Genomic DNA, 23,184 nt, shown 5'->3' with positions numbered 1-23,184 from the left:
CAACCGCACCACGCTTGAACTCGGCACTGAACTTCCTACGCTTTGACATGAACACTCCTCATGGCCTGGATCGGCCTTCTTGTAAGTGTCCGTGAAAACGGGGGTGAACCCTACTCTGATGAACTGGAGGCCGCCCACGCCTCCCGCTCTGGCACCGTCAATCTTACCGAGCCTGTCCGCAAGTTCCTCGACAAGGGCCGGCAGGACGAGGCGCTTTCAGAAGTGTCCGGCTTGCGAGCCTTGGACAGCCGTCTCAGGCATCTGAACCCGACGCTTGGTGACAAGGAGCTCGAATCTTTGCTGGTGGAACGTTCGCGTTCCCGTTGCATACGTGCTGACGGGGAGGATCGGGTGCTCGATGCCAGCGTCTCATATGATGCAATTTCCAAACGGCCCAACAGCCAAGGTACGCAGCTGACCAAGGCCGTAGAGCAGTGCTTCTACGATGGCAAAGTTACGCTGGGCCGGCACGGCGATTCCGACTACCGCAACTACTACGGGACTTACCCTCTATCCGTCATCGGAACAGGGCACTCCTTCCTGGCCGAGGGTCGAAAGGCACCGGCCATCCGGGTTGATCTGCATGAACTCGGCCTGGATCCGAAGCAACTGGAGCGCAATGGCCTCGACCTTGGCAATGCTAAAGAGCTGGCTGTCGGTGATTTCGGAAAGGATGGTCTGGGTTGGGTGCAACTGAAGAACACGGGCAGTGCCAGCGTCACCGTGCGTCCCATTGCGGAAGCGAATGAGCGGCCTACCCCGACAGCCGCCCTGGGCGCTTCAGACCAGAAACTTCTGGACCAGATCCGTGGCAAAGTTGAAAGCTTGGATAAAGCCAACGGCCGTTCATTCGACGAAACCAGCGAGCGCGTGTCGGCCAGCCTGTTGGCTGCGGCCAAGAACGCGGGAATCACTCAAGCCGACCACGTCGTGCTGAGCAAGCAGACGCCGAACTCGCCCGCAGCGCAGAACATCTTTGTCGTGCAAGGTGATATGGCTGATCCGGCAGCACTGCGCACATACATGGCGACAGCGGAAGCGGCGCAACGTTCCGTGCAGGACAGCATGAGCCAAGTGGAAGCGGTGGGTCAGCGGCAAGCGCGCGAGCAGGCCACTGAGATGCAGCGGTCTCAGGAGCAGCAACAGCGAGCCTCCCAGCCCTCGTTGTAGGGGACTACGACCTGGCCCGCACCCCGCTGCTGTGGCCGATGCCGGGATTGGTGCTGCATAGTTAAGCAGTGACGCAATTGGCACGCCTTCAACGCAGGCAACGAAAATCAGCTGTCGCAATCGGAACCATGCCCTGCTGCAAACCGTGCATTTCCAGGCGTGCTCGGGCAGTTACTTAACACCGCCCGAAACCATTGCACCGCAAAGCATTCGCGCTGTGTCTCGCATGCAACAATGCTGTAAGCGTCAACACCTGCGGCCTCCCAGCGCTGCGGTTTCTTGGCATCTCGCAACCGTGCGAGTACACCTTGGCATTGCCACCTGACACGGGTGGCGCGGGTGTCGAAAGCCCGTTCTATAGCGATGTGTTTACGCTTGTCAGCCGGCGTCACCTCTGGGTGGCGCCGGCTGGCAATCCGTTCGCGTTCTTTGGCGGGCGGTGCGTGGGGGTCTTCGGACCCACCGGCTTCGCTATAGACCGGCTTTCGAACCACGCATCGTCCGCCACCTTCATCGGTGGCTGCTGTCTTCCTGCACGGAGCACTGCCATGAGCGCAACGAAACTCCCTGATCTGCACACCCAGCGCGATCCGGCCAACGCCGATCACGAGGATGACCCCACGACTGATCCCAACGGGTTTGTCGCCACCCTGCGCCGCATTGGCGCGGGCGCCGCCGCCGACGGCCAGCCGTGGCACGAGCGCAACCTCAGCCTCGGCCGCCGCATGCAGCTGGCCGACGCCGACTGCACGCTGGGCGGCCTGCGCGCCGTGGCCGAAATGGCCCTGGCCGAGGAGCGCACGCGACAGAACGGCGCGCCCGAGCAGCGCCTGGGCGACCGGCAGATGGAGGGCCTGCTGATGGCGGTGCTGTCGCTGACGGTGATGGCCAGTGAGCGGGTGCAGGGGCAGCGGTAGGCCCCTGCTCCGGCATCCCCTCGATCACGCGCAAGGAGTTTCACCATGACCAGCACATCGGCACGCCGGTTGGCCTGCGCCGCGCTGGTGGCCGTACTGGCTGCCAGCGGCTGCGCGCGGCCGCCATCCACGGCGTTGGATGACGACATCGTCGCCACGCTCAAAGGCACCAACAGCCCCCGCACCGTGGGCGGCCGCACCTACACGGCGCAGCCGGTGGAGGCCAACCTGGGCCCGCACCGTTTCATGTTCCCGGCCAATCTCTACTACAACCAGATCGGCCCGTTTGCCGGTGGCGGCGTGATGCTGGCCGTGTTCTGGCCGGACTTCGATGCCGCGCCGCCGGGGGATCACCCGCTGCGGTCGGTGGAGGACGGCTACCGGCAGGTGACGATTGAGTTGCGGTATATGGGCAGCGCGGGGGCGGCGGATTACCTGGCGCAGGATCTGAGCGAACGCGTGGCGCTGACGCCGCGCTGGGGGCTGACGACTTATGCGGTGGATCGGTCGAAGGTGGCGCGCGATACGTGGGAGATGGCGCCGGATTGGTATGTGGTGCGGGATGGGGATGGACGGGTGAGGACGTTCATCAGCTGTGACTCGCGGGAGTACATGCCGGATGGGGTGATGATCGAGGGTGGGACGCTTGTGAGGTCTAGTGGTGATCGGTTGGCGATGTGCCGGCATTCGATGGTGGATGTGGCGGATGGCGTGGCTGTGGAGATGAGCTACGCGCGGGTGATGCTGGTCGACTGGCAGCGAGTGGAGGCGACTGCTCGCGAACTGATGCGGCGGTACAAAGCGCAGCGGTGAGGTGGTCGTTCACACCTGATTGAGGTGCCGAAGATGCCGCTGCGTATTCAGCGTGAAAGTGTGCACGGTTGCTCTGGAACCACGTGCTACGCGCCCCCTATAGTGAAGGCGACCACCGCATGGGACGCGCTGATGAACGCTGGACGCTTCTGGATGAAATCTTTGCCCGCCCTCGTTGGGAAGCGGCACAGCTGTGATCGCAACCGGCACCCATCGGCTTCGGCTTCCTCGTATTTCGTTGCTGCAGGCCTTTCTGCCCTGCTCGCTGCGGTCACCGCCTGTACGCCTGCGGCTGACAAAGCGCCTAATCGAGCGGACCTCCCACCACCTGCGGGGCATGCACTGACCGGGGCCGCACCGGCCCAGTCCATAGATGCAGCCACCTTGCAACAGCGCCTCGTTGCATACGCAGCCTCGCTGCATAAGACCACTGATGCGTCGGAGGAGGCGTTCGCCAAGGCCATGAAGATCACGCTGATACCCTTCGAGCCGGGGCGCGAGGGTGGCGAGGCGGAGAGTCAAGCGATGGAGGATGGCTATGCGTTCCACGCAAGCTATAGCAGCCTGGCGGGCGGCATGAAGGTCCCCTATCACGGCATCTCTGTTTTCAGACCCGGCGGAAAGCCGCTCACGGATGACCCTCATGCTCCCTGCTTCTGGACCTCCACCGCCGCAGGAAAGGCCCTAACCGCTGCGGGATACACGCGAGGCGGAGAGCGTGCCTTTCAGAGAGGGCGCCTGCAACAGTTCCGCCGCACTTCCTCCGATGGCGGCACGGTGTTCTATGCCGATCTGCTTACTTACGTTGCAAGCGGTGCGGCTGCGGACACCTGCGTCTATGAAGTTCGATTCGCAGGAGATGTGCCATGAAGGCAGTTGACGCACGCGTAGAGCCCTTGCTCGATAATCTTTCCAAAGACTCTCGAATCCCGAGGGGCGCGGAGGATGTCATTCGCCAGTCCATCGTCGAATCTCCCTATCTTCATGGGCTTCTGGGTAACGCTGCTGAGAAGAGGCAGATTGGTGCGATCAAGGTCTCCCATGGCGAACACAACGGCGGCCACTATGAGGCGGGCGAGGATGGCCAACCCGGCACCGTCTATATCAGCGCCACCAACTTTACAGAATGGACTGGAACTGCGCGGCTAGGCTTGGTTACCGAGGTGCTCGGCCACGAGGGCATGCATGGCGTTCTGACTCCCTATCGCGATGGTGCGCTCTCCGAGTTCACGCAGGCCTATGGCGCTGCGATGACCCAGGCATATCGCAATTTTGACGAGCGTGTTGATGTAACCGCAGAGGTCCGGACGTACCTGGATTGGGGGCGAAAGGAGGAAGCGATGGCCGAAATCAGCGGCCTACGGGCCCTCAACAGTCGCAACAGAAACTTCTCACCCGATGCATCGAACGCCGAGCTTGAGCGGCTTCTCGCTTAGGGTTCCACCTCGCGTTGCATCGACCGATCCGGCCCGGCTCCGCGGCTGGCCGCAGGCATCAGCTACGAAGATTTGACCACGCTGCCTCATAAGGACGGGACCAGGCTGACGCCCGCAGTTGAAAGATGCTTCTATGACGGCGCCGGAACCTTAGGCCGCAATGGAGATTCGGACTACCGAAACTACTACGGCATCTCACCTATTTCTTCGATTGCACAGGGCTACGAAGCACTTTGGCGAGGCAGGCCGCCCGCCGAGATCCGGGTAGACCTACGCGAGCTGGGTCTTGACCCACGTCAGCTGGAGCGAAATGGCCTTGATCTTGGCAAGGCGAAGGTGTTTCCGATCATCGATCTCGGCAAGGACGGGTATGGTCGGATCGAGTTGAACAACACCAGTAGTCTGACGCGAGTTCAAGGGGAGAGGGCAGACCGTGCTCTGGACGAAGCCAACCGCTCCCCACGCTTGCTGAGCACGGCCGATCAAGCGTTGTTCGACCAGATCCGCGGCAAGGTAGAGATTCTGGATAGGGCAAACGGCCGCACGTTCGACGAAACCAGTGAACGCTTGTCGGCCAGTCTGTTGGCTGCGGCCAAAGACGCCGGAATCACGCGTGCGGACCACGTCCTACTGAGCAAGAAGACTGACAACTTACCGGCTGCACAGAACATCTTTGTGGTCCAGGGCGACCTAGCCAACCCCGCCGCTGTGCGCACGCATTTGGCGACCGCTGAGGCTGCGCAACGGCCGGTGGAGGAGAGCATGGGGATGGTGGAGGCGATTGGACATCGGCAGGCAAGGGAGCAGGCACTGGAAATGCAGCGTGTACAGGAGCAGCAGCAGCGTGTTTCCCCGCCTTCGATGTAAAGGGATTAGCTATTCGACTCCGAGCCAACGCTTGAGCGATGCCCCGCTGGTTCGTAGGAGGTCTGAACGATGCGCACAATAGAGCGCTAACGCGACTCCAATTGCCGCCAGAATCCAACCTAGAATCGAGAACCCAGCAGACACCTGACCGACAACGAGTATGTACGCCAGCAAGAAAGCGGCCAGGGCAGATACGAAGTAGCCAGCTAGAAAAGCGAATGCAAGTATGCGACGTACTGTGGGACTCGCATGGCGCTGCTTGCGCCATCGAATCTCCCCCGTGACCTCGTCAAGATCAACAAGAGACCACGCGTCTGCCACCTCCATGGTCGCGCGTGCGGACTGGTCCAGCTTGCAAAGACGCCGGATGATGGACACAGGCAGATATACGCCAAAGTGATGCCTCACGACGACCGACAACCAGAGATCGTCCTTCTTGCCGACGTCATGGAACAGTTCGAGGAACTCCCTCCGCGCAGACCCTCTGGTCTGGTGCAAACCCGAGAACGCCTTAAAGATCATGACGAGGAGCGCGCCAATAACCAGTGGAATTAGCAGCTGGTTGCCGTAAGTCTCTATCAAGCGATCAGAGATGTCGCCCATGGTGCTCCGCCCCTTCCGAATTCAATTATGCGAGGATCTACGATCTCGGAAGGGTCTGCAATCGACAGCGCGGCAATGTGGCGCGTCGCGTGCTGTCCCACACCTTGAGACACCCCCAGGTCATCCTGTCCTACCCGAGGAGGATGATCATGACCAAGATCGACGCGGAGTGGCTGAAAGCGTTTGACGAGGCGATGCTAGGCCTGTTTGCCATCGACCATAGCGATGCCGGCATGGATGAATTCTTGCTGGGCTGCTATGCGGACTTGCCGCCGCGAGAGGCGGCGCTAGCGTTTGGCGATGATTACGACCTAGACCGGGATGATGCTTTGTGGCCCCGCCTTGGACTTGAACGTCAGAGCTAGATTGCGACGGGCATTCTTGCTTCACCCGATAGCTGATCGGGCAGCTCATGCTCTTCGTGGACCTGCCACGATCCGGGCATCACCAGCAGACCGCGTTCCAGATCGAATGGCAGGACCCAAAGCTGCAACCCAGGGCTGAAGTCGAACGCCGGCAACGGCTGCGCAAAGCCAGCGTGCTGCGGATAGACCAGTGCCATCTGCCCCGCGCCCCTCAGATAGCGTTGTCCGTAGGCAAACATCTGGTAGAAGTCGGATTGCTTGAGCCCGTACTTCTCCCGCGCGTCGCCAGCCATCGCGTCGAGTACTTTCCACTTCGTGTCCAGGACACGCAGTTCATCGCCGCGGCGTAACAAGAAGTCCGGGATTAGATTGAACCAGCTCGCTTCGCCATGGCGGCACAGGTACTCCGACGCCGCACCGCCAACCCGCCACTCCGGTGCGAATTGGCGAGCGAGACAAACACCCACGTAGCGCTCGAACAGCCGCTCCATAGGGAACATCATGCTGGGGCTGCGCCAATCGCCTGCGAGCGCCAGCGGGCTTTGCCCCGACAGAACTAGCTCACACAGGGGGCGAACTTCGCGATAGTGGGCCATCAGCCGGTCGCTGCCCCAGGCGCGCAGGTCACTGGCCACCTGAGTGCTTCGTGGCACGCTGGCCATGCGGGTGGACAGTTCCTGCGCCAACCGCCAGGTCCCTGCTTTTCGCGTACGCGCGCATACCCGATCCAAGGCGACACGCAGAAGCCGGTTCTCCGGACGATCCTCGCTAAACACATCGTGCTCGATGTTGAATACGTGGGCGCGGGTGGGCGACTGACGAAGCTGGCGCGACATATCCAATCGGCCACGCAAGAACAGCTGCTCCTCTCGAACACGGGTGTAGTCGAAGCGAAGCCCCCGCTTCAGCAACTCATCCAGCGCGGAGATGAATCGCCCCATGACCCATTCATTCAACGGCGTGTCGAACAGGGTCACATCGACGGGACTGCCCTCCCTCGGCGGAATGTCCAGCACGGTGCACAGCATGCGCCGCAGCAGCCGTCGGGCGCCGAGCGCGTCGTCCGCATGTGCAACGTGCTTCGGCAGTACCTCCAGCGTAGTGCCGTCGGGACACTCCATTACGCCCACGTACTGATCCAGACGAAGCCAGCGTGCACCGTCGCGCTGCATGAGCGCCGCTCCGCCAGCGCGCAAGCGCTCGAACTCGCCGCACAGCCAGTCAAAGGACGCCTGCGGCAGGAAGGCGGCATCTAGCCCCTCCTGCCGCGCGCCACCTTCTGACACGCCAATGCGCGCGTACTCGCGAACGGTCAGCACGGCCACGGGTCAGTCCGCCTGACCGACGAGGATTCCCTTGTAGCTGGCCGCCTGTTCGAAAGCCGCCTCATGGATGTACCAATTGGCCGTGTCTGGGGCGAGCTGGACTTCGGGCACGAACAGTCGGCTCAACTGCAGCTCACGCTGGCGCAGAAAGCGCTCAGCGTGAGGCTTAGCGTCATCGTTCAGGACCCACGCAATGCGGCGCCAGTCTTCGAAGAAGTACTCCTGCAGCAGAGGCAGGATACGGAGGCGGAACGCATCGGCAAGCGCGGGTAGATCCTTGGCGCCCATCAAGTAGGCATGACCGATCAGATGATCCCGGCCTAGCAGAACCTCGATGCGGCTGTTTAGGGTGCTTAACAGTTCGCCCACAGGAACACCTTCGACACTCCAATCGAGCAGCTCCGGCTGGGGCGGCATCTCAATGAAGCGGAAGCGTCGGCGCAGCGCCACGTCCATTGCAGCAAGGGAGCGGTCCGCGGTGTTCATCGTGCCGATGAGGTGCAAGTTGGCTGGCACAGCAAACTTCTGCTTGGAGTACGGCAAGCAAACCGACAGCGCCTCGTCCATGCCCTGGCGCTTGCTCGGCTCAATGAGGGTAATGAGTTCACCGAAGATGCGGGCAATATTGCCGCGGTTGATCTCGTCGATGATGAGCACGTACGGCAAGTCGCTGTGCTGGGCATCGATGCAGAGCTCGAGGAAGACACCGTTCTCGACGCCATACTCGAGCGCACCACTTTCGCCGGCACGAGCCTTGAGTCCTTCCACGAAGTCTTCGTAGGCGAAGCTCTGATGGAAGGTGACAAAGCGGATGCGCCCTTCATCGTGCAGCGCGTCGAACCGACGCTTCAGCGTGGCACGCGCGGCAGCCCCCTGCCCCTTTGTCGCGGCCAGGAGTTCCGGATCAAGGATCTCTAGTGCCCTGTCCACTACACCATAGGTCTTACCGGTACCGGGCGGGCCGAAGAGGATGGTATTGGAGGGAGCGTGAATCACGGGCATGTCGTCATCCTGTTCCACAGCTTCATCTTCTTGTTCCTCAGCCTCGGCACCATCGCCTTGCTCATAGGCGATGGCCACCCAGAGGAAGGACTGAACATCGATCATGTCTGCGGGCGGCCAGCCGTCTTCCGATAGACGTGCTGCCAGTCGAGTGGACAGCGCTCGGATGCGCTCCCATTCTTCGATGGTCATGCCGCCCTTTCGGAAGTCGAAGGTCGGGTCGAGCAGACCCAAGGCCCGGCGCATCTGGCCGGTCTTGATGAAGAAGTGGCGCGTCGGGTCTTTGAGCGTGAGCAACAGGCTTGAGAGCGACCGCTGCCCGGCAGGCTGAAGCGGTGGACTCAGGTTGGACGAAGATTCATTGAAGAATTCCTGCGCCCCGTCGTCGGCCTGCCCCGTAAGCAGTGAAAGGACCGCACCACCTAGCGCGGCTCGATCGCCTTCAGGCAAGTCGGCCAGCTGCGCAACGATTCGCCAACCGACGACGTTCTGCGGCTGCGGATTCTCAACACCAACTCGAACTTTAAGAAGCTTGATCAGCGCAGACCAAACTTCCTCTGGCTGCCCGCTCCTGAGCGCCGGGACCATGATCTCCTGGTAATGCTCTACCAGCTGCCGCTTGTAGCTGGTTTCCCGCAGCAGGCGCGGGTCCTCGGAGAAGCCACTGAAGCCAGGGAATCGTGCGAGGAATCGCTCACGCAGGCGTGCGTAGCCGAGCTCAAACGTGTCTTTGCCGCCCTTTCGCGCCTCAATTCGGTACTGCCCACTTTCCTCTTGGACAATGAGCAGCGAGTCGCCGGCTACGACGCCAAGACGCCTAAAAGCAGGCGCAACCCTTGCACGGATTCGAGCCGAGCCCGGCCCGCTGGCTCGCAGATCGGAGGTGACCTGATAGCCGCCTGGGAACGTGAAAGTCGCCTCTCGGCCCGAAGCTGCGTCTGGCCGGCCGAGCATGGCTGCATCGAAACCTGACCAGTTGGGGTCCACCGAGATGTAGCCGTTGCGTATGGCGCCGTCTGTGAGCACGACTTCGTAGGTCAGGGGGCCACCCGCGACAGTGGGCCCTGGGGTAGCAAATGAACTTGCAGCTACTGGCGGCAGAATCTTCCCGTCCCCCTTCAACCGCACCTGCCGTGCAGAGAACTCGGTTGGGGAGATGCTGGGGCGCCACTGCAGGATCTCGGTCAGGCTATCGCCATGACCGGTTTCAATGTCGACCGCATCGAACAGACATGTAACAGGGTGCTCACCATCCATCGCCACGAAGTCGAGCCTTCCGCAGTAGACGAATGGGACCGCGTTGGAGGCGCCGCGGACCTTTGCCCGCATCCGCGCGAATAGATAGGTGGGCGAACCGCCTGAGATCCGGCGGATGATCGGGGAACTCTGGCTATTCCTATTCTGGCTTTCCCAGTAAAAGTCGGTGCCGTCGAAGACGTCGAGATAGCTGGCCTCGCCCTCCTTCTCGAGGGTGACGAACAGCAAGATGGCATTCTCGAGTTCTAGTATGCCGTCGGCCCATGGCGTTCCGTAAATTTCGGCGGGTACAGATAAGCCGCCCAGCTGCGCAACACCCTGACGAGAGTACTCAGAACCGACGCCAAATTCTTCCAGATCGATTGATGAGTTGATGCGTCCCATGCCATAGCTCGTTGAAGACGTTATAGGCACATGTTAGTTGAAATGGGCCGTATGCGACAAAGCTGCTGCGAGCTACTCAAGTTAGTGAGCGTCGCAAGTGCATCGCTACAATGACCCACTGATTTCCTGCTCAGGTGCTATTTCCCCCGAAGGAGACACAGATGAGCGAAGTGATGGAAGAAGCGATCAAGCGCTGGACTGCCCGGCGCAGGTCGGCACTGGTCCTTGAGATCATCCAGGGCAAGACTAGAGTAGCCACGGCCAGCCGCCAGTTCGACCTGCCACCAGCCGAGATCGAGAGCTGGGTCGAGGATGGCAAGCGTGGTAAGGGGAACGCCCTGCGGACCAAGCCCAAGGATGTGCGCGAGCAGTACGAGCGGCACCTGAAGGATCTGCGGGAGGCTTACGGCGAAATGCGTACACCGGCATCGTTTCGAGAGCCAGGTCCTCGCCACGCGGATGATTGCTGACTGGATCGCTTTCTACAACCAACAGCGCCCTCATCAGGCGCTGGAAATGACGACCCCAGATGCGACCCATGCCGCGACATTAACCGTATGACCTGCTTAGAAACCGGCGGGTCATTACAGCTTAGATGAAATTCCACCGAGCTACGGCACCGGCTGCCACTACGTCGTCAATCAGCTCATCGAGCGCTCGGACTCGTTGCGGAAATTTCCTCAGGCGTCTGAATTCCGGAGTTTGAACTATTCCGGCCAAATCCGACAACATAGAAGCAATAGGTCGACAAATTAGACACCCATTACCCCTCGAACAGGGATCTTCATCATAAATGGGAATAGCTCCAAAATGCCTACCAACAACAATACTCGTTTCAGCAAAGGACCTATTCCCGCGATCAATAGCCCTGAAGCGACACAGGCAATCGCCTGATTTTATATCAACATACCCCGTGACAGGCCAACGTTCCTCACAGTAATTTGAATCATCGAGGTAAGGAGACATCATCCCCAGGGATCTCAGCAATCCCGGAGGAATTAAGTTCTCCAACTCCCTCCCAGAAAGTATGTGCATACGCCACCGCCAAGATTCCGCGAATACCCTCTTGCATGCTCCAGCAGTATTCCCCAGCGCGTCATGAATGTGGGATCGATCGGAATCGAGGATACATATCCCAAGTCTTCGAGTATCTCTTTGATACATTGAGAGCGAGAGATGCGCCCCTCCACCCCCACCCGCCGCAGGAAACAAGTTAATCCCGACTAGGGAAGATATCCCAGCTTCCGCAAGATGTATGTCGACCAATCCAAGAATAACAGCGTAGTCGTACATATGCTCTACAACCATGATGCAAGTGGCCACAGATGAAATGTCCGAGAATGCGGAAAGTGGGATCGTCCATATTCCGTCTTCACAAACAGGAGCAAAACATCCAGTCGAAACGAATACCCGGCGAACTTCACGATGCATGCCGCCAAGCGTAGCGTACTTTGCAAGTACGGACGAGTAATAGGTTTTTGCCTTTCTTGAAATATCAAGAGACAGCGCGGCATGTATCACAGATCTATCGCCAAATACTAAATGCTCCTTTCTAAATCCAGCCTCTCCGAGGTTTTCAAGGCACTCTGCGTACTCATCAAAGTTCGTCTCGTCACCCAACGCACCGCGCTCATCCTTAAGCCAGAAGAACATTCAGACCTCCGGAAGGAAGAAGCCGAGGGGCCAAGACTCCGAAAGAACACCGAGCTCATCAAATGATACGCTGGTTATTCTTGTATCCACTCCATCCTTATCGAACAGCAATACTTGCACATCTTCGCGACTTAACTGCCCGTTTGATACAAGAGCTCCAAGACGATTAATGATGTGCTCGCTATGAGTTTCAATGAAGAATGGGACAGAATTTCCGTCGCGAGGCATTGAATTGGCGACACTAACAAATACGTCAGCGAGGCTAGATTGAAATTTCGGATGAAGATGAAGCTCGGGCTGCTCGATTGCGACTACTGATGCACGCTTGTTAGCTCGACGCGGCCTCAGACACGAGTGCCACAGCTGTAGGATTACAGGGAGAACCTGGGAATATCCGAAGCCGAGATCTGCGACATTTCGACCAACGGACTCTCCGTTAACCCTAATCTTAACCGCAACATTTCCCGAGCTTCTTTCAGTGTAAACTCGAAATCCAAGTTTCTCCTCCATCCAAGCAGTAAGCCCTCTCAACTCAAACGAATCAAGGGATCGCAAATACATAGCAGTATTTGCGCCACTCGAATCGATTTCATCGACGGCCAAATCCTGTTGGCGGTAGTACCGTTCGACAGATGCTCTGACAGGCTCTATATATCGAACACCGGCGCAAAATTCCTCAAACGAGACAGATACATCGCGGAGAACCGAAGGCAATATATTAAGTAACGCCAAGCCTCGAAGCTTGTCAAGAAACACAGATCTATCTGCATTCGCATGGGTGTGGAGAGCGTAGCGAACGCCATCCGGCATTCCTGACAGCCTGGGAAGTTGGGCCTTGAACTGTCCGCCTGGTGCATACACGAGCCTTTCGGCCACAGTTCTTAGCCGATCCATCGAGGTATTACCGTGAGCGATAGAGCTCAGCATTTCTGCCATGCGGTTTATCACCCAGGATGGATCATCCTCTAGGGTTTCACCATCTGCGGACTTTTTCTCCACCAGGTAAATGAGCCCAGGAATTTTGCCTTCACCTGACCCAACATACCAATATTGCCCATTCGCCGGGGAGAAACTGGCTCCGTTAACAATAATAGACTTGATCCAATTTGAATCCATTGTCATCTCGACCACATCAGCATCGAGCTGAAGCTTTAGCTTTGAGATAAAACCAAAGTCATCATTGCCGGCCTGGTCAATATTTAGAGTTAATTTCACACTAGCGGGAAGCGTGTACCCTCGATACGTTGGACCTGGCAACTTTCCAGGTCTGGAGTTCTGGCGTTTCAGCCTTAAATTGAATGAGATCGCCACTGGCTCAGCGTCGGAGCCGGTGGTCTTTGCTTCCTTGAAATCTCCAAAATCTACAAGCCGTCCGTACCAAAGCAGGGGACCCTTTGTTCTTACTTCGACACTCTGCCTTAGTAACGGAAAAACTCGAACGAAAGTACTTTTTCCCGAGCTATTCATCCCCACCACTACGTTAATTTTTTTCACGGGGATGTCACCCGTGTCACGCAGCGAGCGAATGTTCTGGATACGCATCTCAGAAATCATTCCATTTCCCTCTTAAGATGGCTCGGAGAATTTCCGAAAATTTGTTCACAAAAAAAGGGAGCGATCGATGAACGCTCCCTTTCAGTTTGACGCTTAAAACGTCAATCAAACCCCAACAGGGTTAGCCTTCTCCGGATCAATCTTGTACTGCTTGATCGCCCGGGCCACATCCTTCCCGGTCATCTTCCCGTCCTTAGCCAGCGCCGCAATCGCGGCATGCGCGATGTAGTACCGGTCAACCTCGAAGAAGCGACGCAGGTTCGCACGGGTATCCGAACGGCCAAAACCATCCGTACCCAGCACCGTGTACGACATCGGCACGAACGCGCGGATCTGGTCCGCATACGCACGCACGTAGTCGGTGGCGGCAATCGCCGGGCCCTGGCGGCCTTCCAGCAGCTCGGTCACGTAGGCCTTGCGCTGGTCGCCTTCCGGGTGGAAGCGGTTGGCACGCTCGGCATCGAAGCCATCGCGGCGCAGCTCGTTGAAGCTCGGGCAGGACCAGATGTCGGCGGTCACGCCGAAGTCCTTGTCCAGCAGCTCGGCGGCGGCAATCACTTCACGCAGGATGGTGCCCGAACCCAGCAGCTGCACGCGCAGCTCGCCCTTCTTCGGCTTGCCGGCGTCGGTCAGCAGGTACATGCCCTTCACGATGCCTTCGGCTGCACCTTCCGGCATTTCCGGATGGGTGTAGTTTTCGTTCATCAGGGTCAGGTAGTAGTACTCGTCTACCTGGTCTTCCATCATGGCCTTGGTGCCGTGCTGCAGGATCACCGTCACTTCAAAGCCGAAGGTCGGGTCGTAGCTGCGCACGTTGGGGATGCCGCCAGCCACCAGGTGGCTGAAGCCATCTTCATGCTGCAGGCCTTCACCGTTCAGCGTGGTGCGGCCGGCGGTGCCGCCCAGCAGGAAGCCGCGGGTACGCATGTCGGCGGCCTGCCAGGCAATGTCGCCCACGCGCTGGAAGCCAAACATCGAGTAGTAGATGTAGAACGGCAGCATCGGCACGTTGCTGACCGAGTAGCTGGTACCGGCCGCCATCCACGAGCTGATGGCGCCCGGCTCGCTGATGCCCTGCTGCAGCACCTGGCCACTCTGGTCTTCGCGGTAGAACATCAGCTGGTCGGCGTCGACCGGCTTGTACTTCTGGCCGAACGGCGCGTAGATGCCGATCTGGCGGAACAGGCCTTCCATGCCGAAGGTACGGGCTTCGTCGGCCACGATCGGCACGATGTGCGGGCCCAGTTCCTTGTCGCGCAGGGTGATGTTGAGGCTCTGCACGAAGGCCATGGTGGTGGAATAGCTGCGCTCGCCGCTGCTCTTCAGCAGGCGCTCGTAGGTTTCCAGCTTCGGTGCGTTGAAGCTTTTGTCGGCCTTGCGGCGGCGCTGCGGCAGGTAACCGCCCAGGGCGCTGCGGCGCTCCTGCAGGTACTGCACTTCCGGCGAATCCGGGCCCGGGTGGTAGAACGGCACCTGGCCATCGGCCAGCTGCGCGTCGGTCACCGGAATGTTGAAACGGTCGCGGAAGTGGCGCACCGCGTCGTCGTCCAGCTTCTTGGTCTGGTGGGTCGGGTTCAGTGCCTCACCGGCGCTGCCCATGCCGTAACCCTTCACGGTCTTGGCCAGGATGACAGTCGGCATGCCCTTGGTGTTCACGGCCTGGTGGTAGGCGGCGTACACCTTGTGCGGGTCGTGGCCACCACGGTTGAGGCGCCAGATGTCGTCGTCGCTCATGCCGGCGACCATCGCAGCGGTTTCCGGGTACTTGCCGAAGAAATGCTCGCGGGTATACGCGCCGCCGAAGGCCTTGCAGTTCTGGTATTCGCCGTCGACGGTTTCCATCATCAGCTTCTTCAGGACGCCATGGGTGTCCTTGGCCAGCAGGGCATCCCAGTAACCGCCCCACAGCAGCTTGATGACATTCCAGCCGCCGCCACGGAACACGCCTTCCAGTTCCTGGATGATCTTGCCGTTGCCGCGCACCGGACCGTCCAGACGCTGCAGGTTGCAGTTCACCACGAAGATCAGGTTGTCCAGGCCTTCACGGCCGGCCAGGGCGATGGCACCCAGGGTTTCCGGCTCGTCGCTCTCGCCGTCGCCGATGAAGCACCACACCTTGCGGTCGGACTTCTCGATCAGGCCACGGTTTTCCAGGTAGCGCATGAACTGCGCCTGGTAGATGGCGGCCAGCGGGCCCAGGCCCATCGACACGGTGGGGGTCTGCCAGAAGTCCGGCATCAGCCACGGGTGCGGGTAGGACGACAGGCCACCGCCGTCCACTTCCATGCGGAACTTGTCGAGCTGTTCTTCATTGATGCGGCCTTCCAGGAAGGCGCGCGCGTAGATGCCCGGGGCGCTGTGGCCCTGGATGAACAGCAGGTCGCCCGGATGGCTGTCGCTCGGGGCGCGCCAGAAGTGGTTGAAGCCCACGTCGTACAGGGTGGCACCGGAGGCGAAGGAGGCGATGTGGCCGCCCAGGTCACCCGGCTTGCGGTTGGCACGCACGACGGTCGCCATCGCGTTCCAACGGATGATCGAACGGATGCGCCATTCCAGTTCCGCGTTGCCCGGGCTCTTGGCCTCGAACTGCGGCTCGATGGTGTTGACGTATTCGGTAGTGGGCGAGAACGGCAGGTACGCACCCGAACGACGGGTCAGTTCCACCATGCCTTCCAGCAGCTGATGCGCGCGCTCGGGGCCCTCGACATCAATGACGGCCTTCAACGACTCGATCCACTCCTGGGTTTCCACAGGATTGGTGTCGTTGTTCAGCACTTCGTTCAACCAGTTCATTAGCGCTCCCATTACCGCACGCACGCGCGCGACTGTTGTATAGATATCTAGACCGCAAAGTGTAGCGCACCAAGGGCTTTCGTCGTTTGGCTACGCTGCCGTATGGATGCAGGCGGCCAGTGTCCGCAAGGCCTGTCCCGGGCCAGCGGGGGGCGGGACAAGCGGCTGCAAGCCTCTGTTTTTTCCGCCGTATCGGCCTGCGCCGGCTGTCGTTTCCGGGCCGCTGCGTCCACGTGCAGGACGCAGTGTTACCGCCACGGATGACCGTAGTGGGGCAGCCGGGGCGCGCGTAAGGCTTGCCTGACGGTGCGCGGATGAATGTCTGACAACCAGTCGCGTATGGCTCTGGACCCTGCCGCGCCCGCCACGCACCGTGGCCGCGAGCAGGCCCCTTCCCGCGGTTTACCGCGCTGTCTGCCGGCCCCGGCCACCGGGGCACCTGCGGTTGCTGTTGCGTGGCCTGGCACGGATGCCGGGCCACGCAATGGTGGCCTGCAGCGCGCGCACGCCCTGCCCCACCCCCTTGCCCTGCTTGGACCGTGGCCCGATCTGCACATCGGTGTGGCCGAAACCGTACTTGTCCGGTGCGGCTTATCGATATATCGTTTGCACACTCGTTACCGATATATCGAAATGGCCCGGACCTCTACTGCCAAGGCGCGCAAGGAAGACGATGCGCCCGCCGTCCCCCGCCGCAACGGCCAGCCGCGCGTGCTCAGCCGAGGCGACCTGCGCCTGCTGGTCCTGGCGCTGATCGGCGAACAGCCGCGCCACGGCTACGAGCTGATCCAGCACATCAGCGGCGTGTTCATGCAGGCCTACACGCCCAGCGCCGGCACGATGTACCCGCTGTTGGCCAGCTTCGAGCAGGCCGGCTGGGTGGCATCGGAAGAAGAGGACGGCCGCCGGGTGTTCCGCATCACCGCAGCCGGCGAGTTCGAGCTGAAGGTGCAGCGCACCCAGGTGCGGCTGGCCCAGCGCCGCGCTTTCGACCGTGCCCGCGAGATCACCAAGGCCTCGCTGCCGCCGCCGCTGGCCACCGCGCTGCGCGAGTTCAAGCAGGCGCTGGTGCGCCACCACGGCCGCTGGAGCGAGGGCGAGGCCGAAGCGGTGGCCGAACAGCTGTCGCGCGCCTCGGCGCTGCTGAACGGTGCGCTGGCCGATGCGCCCTACCGCGTTACCCCGACCGAGCCAGAGTGAATCCCGCCAGGTCGTTTACCCCTTCCACGCGCGCGATGCCGCGCGATTACCTGCACAGGTACTGCAATGACCCAACATGAAAATTCGCGCCTGCGCCTGGATGTGCGCTTCCGCCACCTGACCGTGCTGCGCACCGAGACCGTGACCCCGCACATGCGCCGCGTGGTGCTGGGCGGCGCCGACCTGGCCGGCTTCGATTCGCCCGGCCCGGACGACCACATCAAGCTGTTCTTCCCCAACAGCAGCGGCGAGATGGTGCTGCCGGTGATGACCGCCGAAGGCCCGCGCTACCCCGAGGGCAAGGAGCACTCGGTGGCGCGCGATTACACCCCGCGCTGGTGGGACCACGAGGCCGGCGAGCTGGCCATCGACTTCGTGCTGCACGACCAGGGCATTGCTGGGCCGTGGGCCGAGCGCGCGCAGCCGGGCGACACCCTGTCCATCGGCGGCCCGCGCGGCTCGTTCGTGGTGGCCGACGACTACGACGCCTACGTGCTGATTGGCGATGAAACCGCGCTGCCGGCCATCGCCCGCTGGCTGGACGTGCTGCCCGATGGCGCCGAGGTGCAGGCGTATATCGAAGTGAGCGACGAGGATGAGCGCCAGGACCTGCCGCAGTACGAGAACGTGCGCATCCACTGGCTGGAGCGCAACGGCTTCCCGGCGGCCAGCAGCACGCTGCTGGAAGACATGCTGACCGACTTCGAGGCCCCGGACGGCGACACGTTCTACTGGATCGCCACCGAATCGCGCCGCGCGCGGATGATGCGCAAGTTCATCGAAGGCCACCTGGGCGTGCCGCGCGACTGGATCCGCTCGACCGGCTACTGGAAGGCCCACCCGGACGAAACCGACGGCGATTGATACCCAGGCGGGGTCGGATCCCTTTCCGCAGGAAAGGGCTCTGACCCCAAACTTCGGTGGGCTCTGGGGTCAGAGCCCTTTTCCCTGCGGGAAAAGGGATCCGACCCCGGTCCTGCCACGACTTCTGCCACAATCGCGCTCCTTTCCCGCACCTGTGAGGCCCTCCATGGGCAAACTGACCCTGGCCGGCATCGACAAGCTGCGCACCCGCTTCGCCGATGACGCGGCCTGCGACACGGCCCTGGCCGCCTTCGCCGACCCCGCCGCCGCACGCGCGCCGCTGCGCGAGCTGCTGGAGGCCGAGCACCGCTATCTGCAGGCCGAATTCGAAGTGGCCCAGGTAGCCGACATCCTGCGCCGCGACCAGAAGTACGCCCCGGCGGGCCGCCCGTCGGTGCATATCGTGCAGCTGCGCAAGCAGCAGGCCGCCACCAAGCAGGCCGCCCTGATCGCCCGCAACGTGGTGGCCCAGGCCGCGCAGACGTTCGTGCGCGTGAGCGGCATGACCGTGAAAGCCAAGCAGAGCCCCAGCGACGCATGCGCCGCATGGTTGATCGCGCAGCGGTGATTGCAGGGGTACCGGAAACGGCCGACGGGATTCCGGAAACTACCGACGCGGTATGGAATGAACGACCGGGCTCCGGAAACGACCGACGCGGTACGGAATGAACGACGGGGTACGGAATGAACGACGGGATTCCGGAAACGGCCGACGGGGTAGAGTCGACTGTTAGTCGACTATCGCGCGCAGCGCGGGGTTTTGGCATCCAGCGAAGAGCAGTCGACTAACAGTCGACTCTACCAAAGCAGGTTTCCCCGCGGCCCCGACCCAAAGCAGGTTTCCGCGCAGTCCCAGCCCACAGCAGGTTTCCGCGCGTTTCCCCCAAAAAAGAAGGCCCGCTTTTCAGCGGGCCTTCGGCCTTCTCACGACGAGTGAGCGGGTTACATCAAGCCGCCGGCTTTTCGCCGGTGGCTTCGGTGGTGATGCGGATGTTCACTTCATCGCTGACGTTCGGGGCGTAGGCGCCGACGCCGAAATCGCTGCGCTTCAGGGTGGTGGTCGCATCGAAGCCAGCGGCCGGAACCTTGGCCATCGGGTGCTCGCCACCGCCGTTGATGGTGACGTCCAGGGTGACCGGCTTGGTGATGCCCTTGATGGTCAGGTCACCGGTGACGGTCAGCTTGTTGGTGCCGGCGGCTTCAACCTTGGTGCTCTTGAAGGTGGCATCGGCAAACTTGGCGGCGTCGAAGAAATCGGCGCTCTTCAGGTGTTCGTCGAACTTGGCGGTGAAGCTGTTCAGGCCGCTCAGCGGCAGCTTCACTTCCACGGTGGACTTGGTCACGTCGGCAGCGTCGTACACCAGGGTGCCTTCGGCGTTGCCGAAGTGCGCGCTCGGGTGCGAGAAGCCGAAGTGGCTCCACTGGGCCAGCACGTCGGTGTGGCTCGGGTCGAGCTTGTAGGTGCCCGAGGCGATCTGGATCGCTTCGGCGGCCGGGGCAGCAGCAGCGGCGTCAGCGGCCGGGGTGGCAGCCTGCTCGGTGGTGGCCGGGGCGGCGGCATCGGCAGCCGGGGCAGCGGTGGCGGCCGGCTTGGAGCAGGCGGCAATGGCCAGGGTCAGGGCCAGCGGCAGCAGCAGTTTACGGGTGGCGCTCATCTGAGGAACTCTCCGGAATCGTAGGGTGGGTACAACGGGGGCCGCCAAGGTGACGGCCCGAAACCGATACAGCGACTTACGCGATGCGCGCCGCTTCGTCGAACGACAGGCGCGGCAGACGGGGGAACAGGCCCGAGGGGTCACCGTAACCCAGGTTGACCAGGAAGTTCGACTTGATGTTGGTGCCGGCGAAGAAGGCTTCGTCGACCTTGGCATTGTCGAAACCGGACATCGGGCCAGCATCCAGGCCCAGCGCGCGCGCGGCCAGGATCAGGTAGGCGCCCTGCAGGCTGCCGTTGCGGAACGCGCCTTCGTGGCGGCCTTCACGCGGGCCGTCGAACCAGGCCTTGGCATCGGTGTGCGGGAACAGGTACGGCAGCTTTTCGTGGAAGTCCTGGTCGAAGGCGACAATGACGGTGACCGGTGCGGCCAGGGTCTTGTCGTGGTTGCCTTCGGACAGTGCCGGGGCCAGCTTGGCCTTGGCTTCGGCCGACTTCACGAACACGAAGCGCGCCGGGCTGCCATTGGCGGCGGTCGGGCCCCACTTCACCAGCTCGTACAGGGCGTGCAGCTGGGCGTCTTCCACCGGCGTGTCGAGGAAGGCGTTCTGGGTACGGGCAGTGCGGAACAACTGGTCCAGTGCAGCAGCGTCGAGCGCGTGGGACATCGGTGGATCTCCAGGGCAGCAAAAGGGAGTCAGTGCCCGCGGGCGACGCGGGGCGAAAGGACGATCAGGAGTGTAGAGTGTCGCGACTGTTGCAACACCCAGCAGGGCTGAAACGAATTAATGCCAATGGTGAAACGATCGAGCGCGCCGTGGACGGTCACTGACGGCCGTGCCGGCAATGTCCGCCAGGCGGTCGCGCTGGCCTCGGCGCTGCGCCAGGGCACCCATCGCCCGCTGGTCCTGCGGCCCCGTGCGCCCTGGCGCTGGCTGTCGCCGCGGCGCCTGCCCGGTGATGTGAACGGCTACGGCCCCGACTTCGCCGAGCTGGCCGCGCAGGCCCCTGCGCTGGCGATCGGCTGTGGCCGCCAGGCCGCCGGTGCGCTGCGCGTGCTGCGTGCCCGTGGCAGCCGCACGGTGCAGATCCTCGACCCGCGCCTGCCCTCCCGCCATTGGGATCTGGTGGTGGTGCCCGAGCACGATGCCCTGCGTGGCAGCAACGTCCTCACGCTGATCGGCAGCCTGAACCCGGTGGACGATGACTGGCTGACGCTGGGCCGCGCCGCGTTCGCCGACTTCGGTGCCCTGCCCGGCCCGCGCACCGCGCTGCTGGTAGGCGGACCGACGCCGCTGGCACCGTGGGACGAGGCGGCGATGGTGGCGGTGTTCACCGCACTGGCCGAGCAGATCCGCAGCGAAGGCGGCAGCCTGCTGGCCACGACTTCGCGACGCACGCCGCCGGCTTTGGCCGAGATCCTGCGCGCGACGTTCGCGCACCTGCCGCACGTGATCTGGGGCGATGGCGGCGACGGCGTGAACCCCTATGCCGGCCTGCTGGGCTGGGCCAACCGGGTGGTGGTATCACCCGATTCGGTGAACCTGCTCTCTGAAGCCAGCGCCACGCGCCTGCCGGTGATGGTGGCCCTGGCCGACACCGCGCAGGGACGATTGGCCCGCTTCCAGCGCCAGCTGCACGAACGCGGCCGCCTGCAGACGCACTGGCTGGACTGGCAGCACGACCGCATCGAGCCACTGCGCGAAACCGCGCGGGTAGCGGCGGAAGTCAGCGCGCGCCTCACCCTCGGGTAATGCCGGCCGCTGGCCGGCAACCACGCACGGCCCTACCAACGCTTTACGCCGCGAACGCTATGATCGGCACGCGGGCCCGCCCAGGGCCCAGTCGCTCCATGGAGGAATTGACGATGCGTACCCTGCCCTGCACTGCGATTGCCCTGGCCCTGGCCGTCGGGCTGCTGTCTGCCAGCCCTGCCGATGCGCGGCGCGTCTACCGCTTCGTGGACACACAGCAGCCTCCGGTGTCACTGGATATTTCTCCGGGTCTGGCCCAGACCATGGCGCAGAACGATGCGGCCGCCGCCAACCCAAAGCCCGGCCAGCCGCCGGTGGCGGCGTCCAATGGTGTGCCGCCGCCGATGCAGGTGCGCTCGATCGGCACCAACGTGGATGGCGAGCGCGAAGTGTTGCTGGAGCAAGCGGGACAACCGGGTAATACGGCCGCCATCCGCTGGACGAACCAGGTGGGCGATCCTTCGGTGCTGTTCCATGTCGGCCAGACTGTGCAGTTCGACCCGACCCCGTCGGAAGGCCACAAAGGCCTGATGGCGCGCGATCCGCAGGGCAGGCCGCTGACCCACATTCCCGCCCCCTACCCGCCGGCACAAGGCGGGTACTGAGCCGGGCCAGCTGAACGGCGGTTTTTGGCTTTGCCGGCAGGCGGGCGGATAATGGGCGATTCCCTTGTCTGCCCTGGCTCGCCATGTCCGTGCGTCCTGACCCTGTGTTTGCCCCGCTGACCCCGCGCGCCCTCGTGCTGGCAGTGCTGGCCATGGGCGCGGTGGTGCTGCTGTCCAACGTGCTGGTGCAGTACCCGATCAACGACTGGCTGACCTGGGGTGCCTTCAGCTACCCGGTGGCGTTCCTGGTGAGCAACCTGATCAACCGCCGCTTCGGCCCGGGCCCGGCCCGCCGCGTGGCGTGGATCGGTTTCCTGCTGGCGGTGCTGCTGTCGGTGTGGGTGGCGACGCCGCGCATCGCGATCGCCTCGTGCTCGGCCTTCATCGTGGCCCAGCTGCTGGACATTACCGTGTTCGACCGCCTGCGCCGTGGCAGCTGGTGGCGTGCCCCCATGGTGGCCACCACCTGCAGCGCGACGGTGGATACGACCATCTTCTGGTCGATCGCGTTTGCCGGCTCGGCGCTTCCGTGGGTGAGCTGGGCCGCGGGCGACCTGGCGGTGAAGCTGGCCATCGGCGTGTGCCTGCTGGCCCCGTTCCGCGCGTTGTTGTGGAAGATGGCGCCGGTCGCCCGGTAGGTGCCAACCCACCGCTCTGGTGGGTGCCGACCCACCGCTCCGGTGGGTGCCGACCCACCTCTCTGGTGGGTGCCGACCGTTGGTCGGCACGCTCCTTCAGGGTGCATCGCAGCTGACAGGTTGTGCCGACCAACGGTCGGCACCTACCAACTGCGGGCCTTTGCCGGGCCGACGCCAAGCCACATCTTCGGTGGGTGCCGACCCACCGCTCTGGTGGGTGCCGACCGTTGGTCGGCACGCCCCATCAGGGTCCAAACCCGCCGCCAGAGTGTGGCCCACAACCGGCGGCACCGACCCACGGCGCACCGGGGACCCCCTCAGCCCACCCGC

23 protein-coding genes are annotated in these 23,184 nt (G+C 62.3%); 15 read left to right on the top strand and 8 right to left on the bottom strand.

Annotation, left to right across the window (positions count from 1 at the left end):
- Positions 1–60 precede the first annotated feature (60 nt).
- The 6 genes from ACVOK1_RS15640 (at position 61) to ACVOK1_RS15615 (ending at position 5,203) form a co-directional block, all read left to right on the top strand.
- Entirely contained in the window at positions 61–1,170 is a 1,110-nt protein-coding gene (locus ACVOK1_RS15640) for an XVIPCD domain-containing protein (protein WP_481562606.1), read from the top strand.
- A 548-nt stretch (positions 1,171–1,718) separates the two neighbouring features.
- A complete protein-coding gene (locus ACVOK1_RS15635; protein WP_481562605.1) occupies positions 1,719–2,087 on the top strand; it encodes a hypothetical protein in 369 nt (122 codons plus the stop codon).
- Between the two features lie 45 nt (positions 2,088–2,132).
- On the top strand, positions 2,133–2,900 hold the full coding sequence (locus ACVOK1_RS15630) for a hypothetical protein (RefSeq protein ID WP_481562604.1): 768 nt from the start codon (positions 2,133–2,135) through the stop codon (positions 2,898–2,900).
- Positions 2,901–2,933: 33 nt separating this feature from the next.
- Positions 2,934–3,770, top strand: coding sequence for a hypothetical protein (locus ACVOK1_RS15625; protein ID WP_481562603.1), 837 nt, complete (start codon positions 2,934–2,936; stop codon positions 3,768–3,770).
- Entirely contained in the window at positions 3,767–4,336 is a 570-nt protein-coding gene (locus tag ACVOK1_RS15620) for a hypothetical protein (RefSeq protein ID WP_481562602.1), read from the top strand. Before ACVOK1_RS15625 ends, ACVOK1_RS15620 begins: the two co-directional genes overlap by 4 nt.
- A 72-nt stretch (positions 4,337–4,408) precedes the next feature.
- The gene (locus tag ACVOK1_RS15615; RefSeq protein WP_481562601.1) at positions 4,409–5,203 is read left to right on the top strand and encodes an XVIPCD domain-containing protein; all 795 of its coding nucleotides are present in this window, start codon (positions 4,409–4,411) and stop codon (positions 5,201–5,203) included.
- 9 nt (positions 5,204–5,212) lie between these two features.
- On the opposite strand, the gene ACVOK1_RS15610 is transcribed toward ACVOK1_RS15615, so the two are convergent.
- On the bottom strand, positions 5,213–5,806 hold the full coding sequence (locus ACVOK1_RS15610) for a hypothetical protein (RefSeq protein ID WP_481562600.1): 594 nt from the start codon (positions 5,804–5,806) through the stop codon (positions 5,213–5,215).
- A 149-nt stretch (positions 5,807–5,955) separates the two neighbouring features.
- Here ACVOK1_RS15610 and ACVOK1_RS15605 point away from each other — a divergent pair, with 149 nt between their 5' ends.
- Positions 5,956–6,171: a hypothetical protein gene (locus ACVOK1_RS15605; protein ID WP_116863332.1), complete on the top strand. Its 216-nt coding sequence runs from the start codon at positions 5,956–5,958 to the stop codon at positions 6,169–6,171.
- Here the strand turns inward: ACVOK1_RS15605 and ACVOK1_RS15600 are convergent.
- Together ACVOK1_RS15600 and ACVOK1_RS15595 are read right to left on the bottom strand one after the other, a co-directional pair.
- Entirely contained in the window at positions 6,168–7,496 is a 1,329-nt protein-coding gene (locus tag ACVOK1_RS15600; protein WP_481562599.1) for an McrC family protein, read from the bottom strand. The genes ACVOK1_RS15605 and ACVOK1_RS15600 overlap by 4 nt on opposite strands.
- A 3-nt stretch (positions 7,497–7,499) precedes the next feature.
- Positions 7,500–10,139 carry an AAA family ATPase gene (locus tag ACVOK1_RS15595; RefSeq protein WP_481562598.1) on the bottom strand — a complete coding sequence of 880 codons (2,640 nt, stop codon included), beginning with the start codon at positions 10,137–10,139 and terminating at the stop codon, positions 7,500–7,502.
- A gap of 161 nt (positions 10,140–10,300) precedes the next feature.
- Between ACVOK1_RS15595 and ACVOK1_RS15590 the strand changes: the two genes are divergently transcribed.
- Positions 10,301–10,609: a DUF1153 domain-containing protein gene (locus ACVOK1_RS15590; protein WP_481562597.1), complete on the top strand. Its 309-nt coding sequence runs from the start codon at positions 10,301–10,303 to the stop codon at positions 10,607–10,609.
- Entirely contained in the window at positions 10,530–10,700 is a 171-nt protein-coding gene (locus ACVOK1_RS15585; protein WP_481562607.1) for an integrase core domain-containing protein, read from the top strand. Before ACVOK1_RS15590 ends, ACVOK1_RS15585 begins: the two co-directional genes overlap by 80 nt.
- A 30-nt stretch (positions 10,701–10,730) precedes the next feature.
- Here ACVOK1_RS15585 and ACVOK1_RS15580 read toward each other — a convergent pair whose 3' ends face one another.
- From ACVOK1_RS15580 to aceE, 3 genes are all read right to left on the bottom strand, one after another.
- On the bottom strand, positions 10,731–11,792 hold the full coding sequence (locus ACVOK1_RS15580) for a hypothetical protein (RefSeq protein ID WP_481562596.1): 1,062 nt from the start codon (positions 11,790–11,792) through the stop codon (positions 10,731–10,733).
- Complete coding sequence (locus ACVOK1_RS15575) at positions 11,793–13,334, bottom strand: AAA family ATPase (protein WP_481562595.1); 1,542 nt, start codon at positions 13,332–13,334, stop codon at positions 11,793–11,795.
- 117 nt (positions 13,335–13,451) lie between these two features.
- Complete coding sequence (gene aceE / locus ACVOK1_RS15570) at positions 13,452–16,139, bottom strand: pyruvate dehydrogenase (acetyl-transferring), homodimeric type (RefSeq protein WP_481562594.1); 2,688 nt, start codon at positions 16,137–16,139, stop codon at positions 13,452–13,454.
- 633 nt (positions 16,140–16,772) lie between these two features.
- Between aceE and ACVOK1_RS15565 the strand changes: the two genes are divergently transcribed.
- The 3 genes from ACVOK1_RS15565 to ACVOK1_RS15555 all read left to right on the top strand — a co-directional run bounded on the left by ACVOK1_RS15565 (position 16,773) and on the right by ACVOK1_RS15555 (position 18,771).
- The gene (locus ACVOK1_RS15565) at positions 16,773–17,339 is read left to right on the top strand and encodes a PadR family transcriptional regulator (RefSeq protein WP_481562593.1); all 567 of its coding nucleotides are present in this window, start codon (positions 16,773–16,775) and stop codon (positions 17,337–17,339) included.
- 66 nt (positions 17,340–17,405) lie between these two features.
- Entirely contained in the window at positions 17,406–18,203 is a 798-nt protein-coding gene (locus ACVOK1_RS15560; RefSeq protein ID WP_481562592.1) for a siderophore-interacting protein, read from the top strand.
- A 166-nt stretch (positions 18,204–18,369) separates the two neighbouring features.
- Positions 18,370–18,771, top strand: coding sequence for a hypothetical protein (locus ACVOK1_RS15555; RefSeq protein ID WP_481562591.1), 402 nt, complete (start codon positions 18,370–18,372; stop codon positions 18,769–18,771).
- Between the two features lie 379 nt (positions 18,772–19,150).
- On the opposite strand, the gene ACVOK1_RS15550 is transcribed toward ACVOK1_RS15555, so the two are convergent.
- Together ACVOK1_RS15550 and ACVOK1_RS15545 are read right to left on the bottom strand one after the other, a co-directional pair.
- Positions 19,151–19,858 carry a YceI family protein gene (locus tag ACVOK1_RS15550; protein WP_481562590.1) on the bottom strand — a complete coding sequence of 236 codons (708 nt, stop codon included), beginning with the start codon at positions 19,856–19,858 and terminating at the stop codon, positions 19,151–19,153.
- A gap of 76 nt (positions 19,859–19,934) precedes the next feature.
- Positions 19,935–20,525 (bottom strand): malonic semialdehyde reductase, encoded by a 591-nt coding sequence (locus tag ACVOK1_RS15545; RefSeq protein ID WP_079220405.1) that lies wholly within the window; start codon positions 20,523–20,525, stop codon positions 19,935–19,937.
- A gap of 126 nt (positions 20,526–20,651) precedes the next feature.
- Between ACVOK1_RS15545 and ACVOK1_RS15540 the strand changes: the two genes are divergently transcribed.
- The 3 genes from ACVOK1_RS15540 (at position 20,652) to ACVOK1_RS15530 (ending at position 22,854) form a co-directional block, all read left to right on the top strand.
- On the top strand, positions 20,652–21,611 hold the full coding sequence (locus tag ACVOK1_RS15540) for a mitochondrial fission ELM1 family protein (protein ID WP_481562589.1): 960 nt from the start codon (positions 20,652–20,654) through the stop codon (positions 21,609–21,611).
- A gap of 113 nt (positions 21,612–21,724) precedes the next feature.
- Positions 21,725–22,216 carry a hypothetical protein gene (locus tag ACVOK1_RS15535; RefSeq protein WP_406233311.1) on the top strand — a complete coding sequence of 164 codons (492 nt, stop codon included), beginning with the start codon at positions 21,725–21,727 and terminating at the stop codon, positions 22,214–22,216.
- An 83-nt stretch (positions 22,217–22,299) separates the two neighbouring features.
- Positions 22,300–22,854, top strand: a complete 555-nt coding sequence (locus ACVOK1_RS15530) for a queuosine precursor transporter (protein ID WP_481562588.1) — start codon at positions 22,300–22,302, stop codon at positions 22,852–22,854.
- The last annotated feature ends 330 nt before the right edge of the window (positions 22,855–23,184 follow it).

The organism is Stenotrophomonas sp. STEN087 (genome assembly GCF_056759115.1).
Note: the sequence above shows the minus strand (reverse complement) of the source record. Positions and strands in the feature narration are given on the sequence as shown.

What these genes read in the sequence shown, in the direction of transcription:
- aceE (WP_481562594.1), bottom strand. Translation starts at nt 16,139, where the DNA reads ATGAACTGGTTGAACGAAGTGCTGAACAACGACACCAATCCTGTGGAA.
- ACVOK1_RS15640 (WP_481562606.1), top strand. Translation starts at nt 61, where the DNA reads ATGGCCTGGATCGGCCTTCTTGTAAGTGTCCGTGAAAACGGGGGTGAA.
- ACVOK1_RS15635 (WP_481562605.1), top strand. Translation starts at nt 1,719, where the DNA reads ATGAGCGCAACGAAACTCCCTGATCTGCACACCCAGCGCGATCCGGCC.
- ACVOK1_RS15560 (WP_481562592.1), top strand. Translation starts at nt 17,406, where the DNA reads ATGACCCAACATGAAAATTCGCGCCTGCGCCTGGATGTGCGCTTCCGC.
- ACVOK1_RS15575 (WP_481562595.1), bottom strand. Translation starts at nt 13,334, where the DNA reads ATGCGTATCCAGAACATTCGCTCGCTGCGTGACACGGGTGACATCCCC.
- ACVOK1_RS15555 (WP_481562591.1), top strand. Translation starts at nt 18,370, where the DNA reads ATGGGCAAACTGACCCTGGCCGGCATCGACAAGCTGCGCACCCGCTTC.
- ACVOK1_RS15535 (WP_406233311.1), top strand. Translation starts at nt 21,725, where the DNA reads ATGCGTACCCTGCCCTGCACTGCGATTGCCCTGGCCCTGGCCGTCGGG.
- ACVOK1_RS15605 (WP_116863332.1), top strand. Translation starts at nt 5,956, where the DNA reads ATGACCAAGATCGACGCGGAGTGGCTGAAAGCGTTTGACGAGGCGATG.
- ACVOK1_RS15620 (WP_481562602.1), top strand. Translation starts at nt 3,767, where the DNA reads ATGAAGGCAGTTGACGCACGCGTAGAGCCCTTGCTCGATAATCTTTCC.
- ACVOK1_RS15610 (WP_481562600.1), bottom strand. Translation starts at nt 5,806, where the DNA reads ATGGGCGACATCTCTGATCGCTTGATAGAGACTTACGGCAACCAGCTG.
- ACVOK1_RS15580 (WP_481562596.1), bottom strand. Translation starts at nt 11,792, where the DNA reads ATGTTCTTCTGGCTTAAGGATGAGCGCGGTGCGTTGGGTGACGAGACG.
- ACVOK1_RS15565 (WP_481562593.1), top strand. Translation starts at nt 16,773, where the DNA reads ATGGCCCGGACCTCTACTGCCAAGGCGCGCAAGGAAGACGATGCGCCC.
- ACVOK1_RS15540 (WP_481562589.1), top strand. Translation starts at nt 20,652, where the DNA reads ATGGTGAAACGATCGAGCGCGCCGTGGACGGTCACTGACGGCCGTGCC.
- ACVOK1_RS15625 (WP_481562603.1), top strand. Translation starts at nt 2,934, where the DNA reads ATGCCGCTGCGTATTCAGCGTGAAAGTGTGCACGGTTGCTCTGGAACC.
- ACVOK1_RS15590 (WP_481562597.1), top strand. Translation starts at nt 10,301, where the DNA reads ATGAGCGAAGTGATGGAAGAAGCGATCAAGCGCTGGACTGCCCGGCGC.
- ACVOK1_RS15545 (WP_079220405.1), bottom strand. Translation starts at nt 20,525, where the DNA reads ATGTCCCACGCGCTCGACGCTGCTGCACTGGACCAGTTGTTCCGCACT.
- ACVOK1_RS15550 (WP_481562590.1), bottom strand. Translation starts at nt 19,858, where the DNA reads ATGAGCGCCACCCGTAAACTGCTGCTGCCGCTGGCCCTGACCCTGGCC.
- ACVOK1_RS15530 (WP_481562588.1), top strand. Translation starts at nt 22,300, where the DNA reads ATGTCCGTGCGTCCTGACCCTGTGTTTGCCCCGCTGACCCCGCGCGCC.
- ACVOK1_RS15595 (WP_481562598.1), bottom strand. Translation starts at nt 10,139, where the DNA reads ATGGGACGCATCAACTCATCAATCGATCTGGAAGAATTTGGCGTCGGT.
- ACVOK1_RS15630 (WP_481562604.1), top strand. Translation starts at nt 2,133, where the DNA reads ATGACCAGCACATCGGCACGCCGGTTGGCCTGCGCCGCGCTGGTGGCC.